Source organism: Mycobacterium sp. SP-6446 (assembly GCF_001954045.1).
Lineage (GTDB): Bacteria > Actinomycetota > Actinomycetes > Mycobacteriales > Mycobacteriaceae > Mycobacterium.
The window spans coordinates 1-7,706 of sequence record NZ_MBEM01000265.1 but is presented as its reverse complement, the minus strand read 5'-3'; the positions used below and the strand labels follow the sequence as shown (position 1 = coordinate 7,706).

General features: G+C 69.4%; 8 protein-coding genes. All 8 read left to right on the top strand.

Annotation, left to right across the window (positions count from 1 at the left end):
• On the top strand, positions 1–664 hold a 664-nt coding region (gene argB / locus A5736_RS24565; RefSeq protein WP_076249097.1), incomplete at its 5' end, for an acetylglutamate kinase.
• Complete coding sequence (locus A5736_RS24560) at positions 661–1,845, top strand: acetylornithine transaminase (protein ID WP_076249096.1); 1,185 nt, start codon at positions 661–663, stop codon at positions 1,843–1,845. The genes argB and A5736_RS24560, both read left to right, overlap by 4 nt.
• Positions 1,842–2,768, top strand: coding sequence for an ornithine carbamoyltransferase (argF, locus tag A5736_RS24555; protein ID WP_076249095.1), 927 nt, complete (start codon positions 1,842–1,844; stop codon positions 2,766–2,768). Before A5736_RS24560 ends, argF begins: the two co-directional genes overlap by 4 nt.
• Positions 2,765–3,259, top strand: a complete 495-nt coding sequence (locus A5736_RS24550) for an arginine repressor (protein WP_076058868.1) — start codon at positions 2,765–2,767, stop codon at positions 3,257–3,259. Before argF ends, A5736_RS24550 begins: the two co-directional genes overlap by 4 nt.
• Before the next feature lie 13 nt (positions 3,260–3,272).
• Entirely contained in the window at positions 3,273–4,469 is a 1,197-nt protein-coding gene (locus tag A5736_RS24545) for an argininosuccinate synthase (RefSeq protein ID WP_076126033.1), read from the top strand.
• Positions 4,470–4,557: 88 nt separating this feature from the next.
• On the top strand, positions 4,558–5,982 hold the full coding sequence (gene argH / locus A5736_RS24540; protein ID WP_076249094.1) for an argininosuccinate lyase: 1,425 nt from the start codon (positions 4,558–4,560) through the stop codon (positions 5,980–5,982).
• A gap of 113 nt (positions 5,983–6,095) precedes the next feature.
• The gene (locus tag A5736_RS24535) at positions 6,096–7,157 is read left to right on the top strand and encodes a type III polyketide synthase (protein ID WP_076126030.1); all 1,062 of its coding nucleotides are present in this window, start codon (positions 6,096–6,098) and stop codon (positions 7,155–7,157) included.
• Between the two features lie 28 nt (positions 7,158–7,185).
• Positions 7,186–7,706, top strand: a 521-nt coding sequence (locus tag A5736_RS24530; RefSeq protein ID WP_139333541.1) for a beta-ketoacyl synthase N-terminal-like domain-containing protein, incomplete at its 3' end; no start/stop codon positions are given.

Genomic DNA, 7,706 nt, shown 5'->3' with positions numbered 1-7,706 from the left:
CGCGATGTTGCGCCGCCTCGGCATCGAGGGCGACTTCAAGGGCGGATTCCGGGTCACCACACCGGAAGTGCTCGACGTGGCGCGGATGGTGCTGTTCGGACAGGTCGGCCGCGAACTGGTGAACCTGATCAACGCACACGGGCCCTACGCCGTCGGCATCACCGGCGAGGACGCGCAGCTGTTCACCGCCGTGCGGCGCAGCGTCACCGTCGACGGTGTGGCCACCGACATCGGCCTGGTGGGCGACGTCGATCAGGTCAACACGGCGGCGGTGCTGGATCTGATTGCGGCGCGCCGCATTCCGGTGGTGTCGACGCTCGCGCCCGACGCCGACGGCGTGGTGCACAACATCAACGCCGACACCGCCGCGGCGGCGCTGGCCGAAGCCCTGGGAGCCGAAAAGCTGTTGATGCTGACCGATGTCGAAGGCCTGTACACCAGTTGGCCCGACCGCGATTCGCTGGTCAGCGAAATCGACACCGCCACACTGGCGCAATTGCTACCCACGCTGGAGGCCGGCATGATCCCCAAGGTCGAAGCCTGCCTGCGCGCGGTCACGGCCGGTGTGCCCAGCGCACACGTCATCGACGGGCGGGTCGAACACTGCGTGCTGGTGGAGCTTTTCACCGACGCGGGCACGGGCACCAAGGTGGTTTCGGCATGACCCATACCGACGAGCTACGGCAGCGGTGGGAAGCCGTGATGATGCACAACTACGGCACCCCGCCGGTCGCGTTGGCCAGCGGGGAGGGCGCCGTCGTCACCGACGTCGACGGCAAGGCCTACCTGGACCTGCTCGGCGGCATCGCAGTCAACGTGCTCGGCCATCGCCACCCCGCCATCGTCGAAGCCGTGACGCATCAGGTCGCGACGCTGGGCCACACGTCCAATCTGTATGCCACCGAACCCGCCATCGCGCTGGCCGAAGAACTGGTCGGGCTGCTGGGCGCGGACGCGCAGACCCGGGTGTTCTTCTGCAACTCCGGGACCGAGGCGAACGAGATGGCGTTCAAGCTGTCGCGGCTCACCGGACGCACGAAACTCGTTGCCGCACAAGAGGCTTTCCACGGCCGGACGATGGGCTCTCTGGCCTTGACCGGTCAGCCCAGCAAGCAGGCGCCGTTCGCGCCGCTGCCCGGTGAGGTCACACACGTCCCGTACGGCTCGGTGGATGCGCTGGCGGCCGCCGTCGACGACGACACCGCCGCGGTGTTCCTCGAACCGATCATGGGGGAGAGCGGCGTCGTCGTCCCGCCCGAGGGCTACCTGGTCGCGGCCCGCGACATCACTGCCCGGCACGGGGCCCTGCTGGTCCTCGACGAGGTACAGACCGGAATGGGCCGCACCGGCGCGTTTTTCGCCCACCAGCACGACGGCATCACCCCCGACGTGGTGACGCTGGCCAAGGGGCTCGGCGGCGGGCTGCCGATCGGGGCCTGCCTGGCCGTCGGGCCGGCGGCCGAGCTGGTGATGCCGGGCCTGCACGGCAGCACCTTCGGCGGCAACCCCGTCTGCACCGCCGCGGCGCTGGCCGTGTTGCGCGTCCTGGCCGCCGACGACCTCGTCCGGCGTGCCGAGGTGCTGGGCAAGACGATCCGGCACGGCATCGAAAGGCTCGGGCACCCGCTGATCGACCACGTTCGCGGCCGCGGCCTGCTGTGGGGTGTGGTGCTGTCCGCGCCGCGGGCCAAGGACGCCGAGGCGGCCGCCCGCAGCGCGGGATTCCTGGTGAACGCCGCCGCTCCCGACGTCATCCGGCTGGCGCCGCCGCTGATCATCACCGAATCCCAGATCGAGGGCTTCATCGCCGCCCTGCCGGGGATCCTCGATAGGGCCGCAACATGATTCGGCATTTCCTGCGCGACGACGACCTCGCACCGGCCGAGCAGGCCGAGGTCCTGCAGCTGGCCGCGGACCTGAAGAAGGACCCGTTCGCCCGTCGCCCGCTCGAGGGTCCGCGCGGCGTCGCGGTCCTCTTCGACAAGAACTCCACCCGCACCCGGTTCTCGTTCGAGGTTGGTATCGCCCAGCTCGGCGGGCATGCCGTCGTCGTCGATGCCCGCAGCACCCAGCTGGGCCGCGACGAGACGTTGCAGGACACCGCCCAGGTGTTGTCCCGCTACGTCGAGGCCATCGTGTGGCGGACGTTCGGGCAGGACCGGCTCGACGCCATGGCCTCGGCGGCGACGGTGCCGGTGGTGAACGCGCTGTCCGACGAGTTCCATCCCTGCCAGGTGCTCGCCGACCTGCAGACCATCGCCGAACGCAAGGGGACGCTGCACGGGCTGCGGCTGTCCTACTTCGGCGACGGCGCCAACAACATGGCCCATTCGCTGATGCTCGGCGCCGTCACCGCCGGCATCCACGTCACTGTCGCCGCGCCCGACGGCTTCGCGCCCGACCCGGCCGTCGTGGCCGCCGCCGAGCAGCGCGCGCGGGCCACCGGCGCGTCGGTGCTGGTCACCCCCGATGCGGAGGCCGCCGCGGCAGGCGCCGACGTCCTGGTGACCGACACCTGGACGTCGATGGGGCAGGAGGACGACGGACTGGACCGCCGCACCCCGTTCCGGCCGTATCAGCTCAACCCGCGACTCGTCGGCCTGGCGGATTCGGAAGCCATTGTGCTGCACTGCCTTCCGGCCCACCGCGGGGACGAGATCACCGACGAGGTGATGGACGGGCCGCGCAGCGCGGTGTGGGACGAGGCCGAGAACCGCCTGCACGCCCAGAAGGCGCTGCTGGTGTGGCTGTTGGAGCGGTCGAAATGACCCGCAGCAAGCCCACCCCCGAAACCACCCGCGCCGGCCGGCAGGCCCGCATCGTCGCGATCCTGTCGTCGTCGTCGATCAGCAGCCAGAGCGAACTGGCGGTGCGGCTGGCCGACGAGGGCATCGACGTCACCCAGGCCACGCTGTCGCGCGACCTCGAGGAGCTCGGCGCGGTGAAGCTGCGCGGCGCGGACGGCGGCGTCGGGGTCTACGTCGTCCCCGAGGACGGCAGCCCGGTGCGCGGGGTCTCCGGCGGCACCGCGCGGCTGTCGCGGCTGCTGGGCGAGCTGCTGGTGTCCGTCGACTCCAGCGCGAACCTGGCGGTGCTGCGCACCCCGCCCGGCGCAGCCGACTATTTGGCCAGCGCAATCGACCGGGCGGCGCTACCGTACGTGGTCGGCACGATCGCCGGCGATGACACCCTCTTCGTGGCCGCCCGCGAGCCGATGACCGGCGCCGAGCTGGCCGCCACTCTCGAGAGCCTCAAATAAAGGAGATTGACTCATGTCAGAACGCGTCATCCTGGCGTATTCCGGCGGTTTGGACACCTCGGTGGCGATCAGCTGGATAGGCAAGGAGACCGGCCGTGAGGTCGTGGCGGTCGCGATCGATCTGGGCCAGGGCGGCGAGGACATGGAAGTCGTGCGCCAACGGGCCCTGGACTGCGGCGCGGTCGAGGCCGTTGTTGTCGACGCCCGGGACGAATTCGCCGAGGGATATTGCCTGCCGACGGTGTTGAACAACGCGCTGTACATGGACCGCTACCCGCTGGTGTCCGCGATCAGCCGGCCGCTGATCGTCAAGCACCTCGTGGCGGCCGCCCGCGAGCACGGGGGCGGCATCGTCGCGCACGGCTGTACCGGCAAGGGTAACGACCAGGTCCGGTTCGAGGTCGGATTCGCCTCGCTGGCACCGGATTTGGAGGTGTTGGCGCCGGTGCGCGACTACGCGTGGACGCGGGAGAAGGCGATCGCGTTCGCCGAGGAGAACGCGATCCCGATCGGCGTCACCAAACGCTCGCCGTTCTCCATCGACCAGAACGTGTGGGGCCGCGCCGTGGAGACGGGATTCCTCGAGCACCTGTGGAACGCGCCCACCAAGGACATCTACGCCTACACCGAAGACCCCACCCTGAACTGGAGCACGCCCGACGAGGTGATCATCGGGTTCGAGCGGGGCGTGCCGGTGTCCATCGACGGCAAGCCGGTGTCGATGCTGCAGGCCATCGAGGAACTCAACACCCGCGCCGGCGCGCAGGGCGTGGGACGGCTCGACGTCGTCGAGGACCGGTTGGTCGGCATCAAGAGCCGCGAAATCTACGAGGCGCCAGGCGCGATGGTGCTCATCACCGCGCACACCGAGCTCGAACACGTCACCCTCGAGCGCGAACTCGGTCGCTTCAAACGGCACACCGACCAGCGCTGGGCCGAGCTGGTGTACGACGGGCTGTGGTACTCACCGCTCAAGGTCGCGCTGGAGAGCTTCGTCGCCAAGACGCAGGAGCACGTGTCCGGGGAGGTGCGAATGGTGTTGCACGGCGGCCACATTGCGGTCAACGGCCGCCGCAGCGCGCAATCGCTCTACGACTTCAACCTCGCCACCTACGACGAGGGCGACAGCTTCGACCAGTCGGCCGCGAAGGGCTTCGTCTACGTGCACGGGTTGTCATCGAAGATCGCCTCCCGCCGGGACCTGCAGTGAGTTTTCGTGGCCGCGAGTGTGAAATGTTCGACGCGACACGCCGTCGAAGCGTCGTGAGATTCACACTCGCGGATGGGGTGAGAGGCCGGTGAGCACTCGCGAGGGATCACTGTGGGGCGGGCGGTTCGCCGACGGCCCGTCCGAGGCGCTGGCCGCGCTGAGCAAGTCCACCCACTTCGACTGGGTGCTGGCGCCCTACGACATCACCGCGTCGCGGGCCCACACCATCGTGCTGTTCCGGGCCGGGCTGCTCAACGAGGAGCAGCGCGACGGGCTGCTGGCGGGGCTGGACAGCCTCGCCGAGGATGTGGCCGACGGCAGCTTTTCGCCGCTGGTCAGCGACGAAGACGTGCACGCCGCCCTTGAGCGCGGCCTGATCGACCGGGTCGGGCCCGACCTGGGTGGCCGGCTGCGCGCCGGCCGGTCGCGCAACGATCAGGTGGCCACGCTGTTCCGGATGTGGCTTCGCGACGCCGTGCGGCGGGTCGCCGCCGGGGCGCTCGACGTCGTCGCGGCGCTGGCCCCCCAGGCCGCCGCCCACCCGAAGGCCATCATGCCCGGCAAGACCCACCTGCAGTCGGCGCAGCCCATCCTGCTGGCCCATCATCTGCTGGCACACGCGCATCCCTTGCTGCGCGACGTCGACCGGATCGTCGACTTCGACAAGCGTGCCGCGGTGTCCCCGTACGGCGCGGGCGCGCTGGCTGGCACGTCGCTGGGACTGGACCCCGACGCGATCGCCGCGGACCTGGGCTTCGCCGCCTCGGCGGACAACTCCGTCGACGCGACCGCGGCCCGGGATTTCGCCGCGGAAGCCGCGTTCGTGTTCGCCATGATCGGCGTGGACCTATCCCGGCTCGCCGAGGACATCATCATCTGGAGCTCGACGGAGTTCGGCTACGTCACCCTGCACGATTCGTGGTCCACCGGCAGCTCGATCATGCCGCAGAAGAAGAATCCCGACATCGCCGAGCTGGCGCGCGGCAAGTCGGGGCGGCTGATCGGAAACCTGGCCGGCCTGCTGGCGACACTGAAGGCCCAGCCGCTGGCCTACAACCGTGACCTGCAGGAAGACAAGGAACCGGTGTTCGACTCCGTGGCCCAACTGGAGCTGCTGCTGCCGGCGATGGCGGGCCTGGTGGCCAGCCTGACGTTCAACGTCGAGCGGATGGCGGCGCTGGCCCCGGCGGGCTACACGCTGGCCACTGATATCGCCGAATGGCTTGTGCGCCAGGGAGTCCCGTTCCGATCCGCGCACGAGGCCGCCGGCGCCGCCGTGCGCACGGCCGAGGAGCGCGGCGTCGGGCTCGAGGAGCTGACCGACGACGAGCTGGCCGCCATCAGCTCCGACCTGACGCCGCAGGTCAGGGAGGTGCTGACGATCGAAGGCTCGGTGTCGGCGCGCGACGCCCGGGGAGGCACCGCGCCGACCCGGGTCGCCGACCAACTCGACGGGGTCCTGGCCAGCTCCGAGCGGCTCAAAGAGCGGCTGCAACAGCAGCTGGCGGGCTGAAACGAGACTGCCCGTTTCTTTGCCGTTAATTTGCGAGCGGACTAAGCTTCCATCAGCTAAGCAATCCGGGTGAACCGTCGTGTCCGGGAGTACGTGACCAGGGGGTGGGTCCAATGAGCGTCATCGCGGGCGTGTTCGGTGCGTTGCCGCCACATCGCTACTCCCAGCGCGAGCTCACCGACTTTTTCGTCAGCATTCCGGAGTTCGAGGGTTACGAGGACATCGTTCGGCAGCTGCACACCAGCGCCAAGGTCAACAGCCGCCACCTGGTCCTCCCGCTGGAGAAGTATCCGACGCTCAAAGACTTCGGCACGGCGAACCGGATCTTCATCGAAAACGCCGTGGACCTCGGCTGTGAGGCGCTGGTGGGGGCGCTGGACGAGGCGGGGCTGCGACCCCAAGACCTCGACGTGCTCGTCACGACGACGGTCACCGGGCTGGCGGTGCCGTCGCTGGATGCCCGGATCGCCGGGCGGCTCGGGCTGCGCGACGACGTGCGCCGGGTGCCGCTGTTCGGGTTGGGCTGCGTGGCCGGGGCCGCGGGGGTGGCCCGGCTGAACGACTACCTGCGCGGCGCGCCGGACGGGGTCGCGGCGCTCGTCTCGGTCGAGCTTTGCTCGCTGACCTACCCGGGATACAAGCCGTCGCTGGCGGGCATGGTCGGCAGCGCATTGTTTGCTGACGGTTCTGGTGCGGTGGTCGCGGTCGGCGAGCGTCGCGCGGAACAGATCGGCGCCGCCGGGCCCACCGTCGTCGATTCGCGCAGCCACCTCTATCCCGACTCGCTGCGCACGATGGGCTATGACATCGGTACGACGGGATTCGAACTGGTGCTGTCGAAGGACGTCGCCGCGGTGGTCGAGCAATACATCGAAAAGGACGTCACTGAGTTCCTGGCCGCCCACGGCCTGACCACCGACGACATCGGCGCCTTCGTCAGCCACCCCGGTGGCCCGAAGGTCATCGAAGCGATCAACGCCGCCCTGTCCCTGCCGCCGGAGGCTTTGGAGCTGACCTGGCGCTCACTCGGTGAGATCGGCAACCTGAGCTCGGCGTCGGTGCTGCACGTGCTGCGCGACACCATCGGCAAGCGGCCGCCCAGCGGCAGCCCAGGCCTGATGCTCGCGATGGGTCCCGGATTCTGCTCTGAACTTGTGTTGTTGCGCTGGCACTGATGCGCGATCCGTGTTCGGCGGGGGTCGTATGAACAGCAAGCAGGACGAACTCGTCGAGGCCCTCCGCAAGTCCCTCAAGGAAAACGAGCGACTGAAGCGGGAGAACCGCGAGTACCTGGCCGTGGCGACCGACCCGATCGCGGTGGTGGGGATGGCGTGCCGGTATCCGGGCGGCGTGGATTCCCCGGAGGCCTTGTGGGACATGGTCGTCGAGGGCCGCGACGTGGTGTCCGAGTTCCCGTCCGATCGCGGCTGGGATCTGGGCGGCCTGTTCGACCCCGACCCCGACGCGATCGGCAAGGCGTACACCCGGTGCGGCGGATTCCTGGCGGACGCCGCCGATTTCGACGCGGCATTCTTCGGCATCGCGCCCAGCGAGGCGCTCGCGATGGATCCGCAGCAGCGCTTGTTGATGGAAGTGTCGTGGGAAGCGTTGGAGCGGGCCGGAATTGATCCGTTGACGCTGCGCGGGTCGGCGACGGGCGTGTTCGCCGGGATATTCCACGGTTCGTACGGCGGCCAGGGCCGGGTGCCCGGAGAGCTGGAGAG

Excerpts from the sequence above, each read along its gene's own strand:
- A5736_RS24560 (WP_076249096.1), top strand. The coding sequence starts at position 661 with ATGACCCATACCGACGAGCTACGGCAGCGGTGGGAAGCCGTGATGATG.
- argF (WP_076249095.1), top strand. The coding sequence starts at position 1,842 with ATGATTCGGCATTTCCTGCGCGACGACGACCTCGCACCGGCCGAGCAG.
- A5736_RS24550 (WP_076058868.1), top strand. The coding sequence starts at position 2,765 with ATGACCCGCAGCAAGCCCACCCCCGAAACCACCCGCGCCGGCCGGCAG.
- A5736_RS24545 (WP_076126033.1), top strand. The coding sequence starts at position 3,273 with ATGTCAGAACGCGTCATCCTGGCGTATTCCGGCGGTTTGGACACCTCG.
- A5736_RS24535 (WP_076126030.1), top strand. The coding sequence starts at position 6,096 with ATGAGCGTCATCGCGGGCGTGTTCGGTGCGTTGCCGCCACATCGCTAC.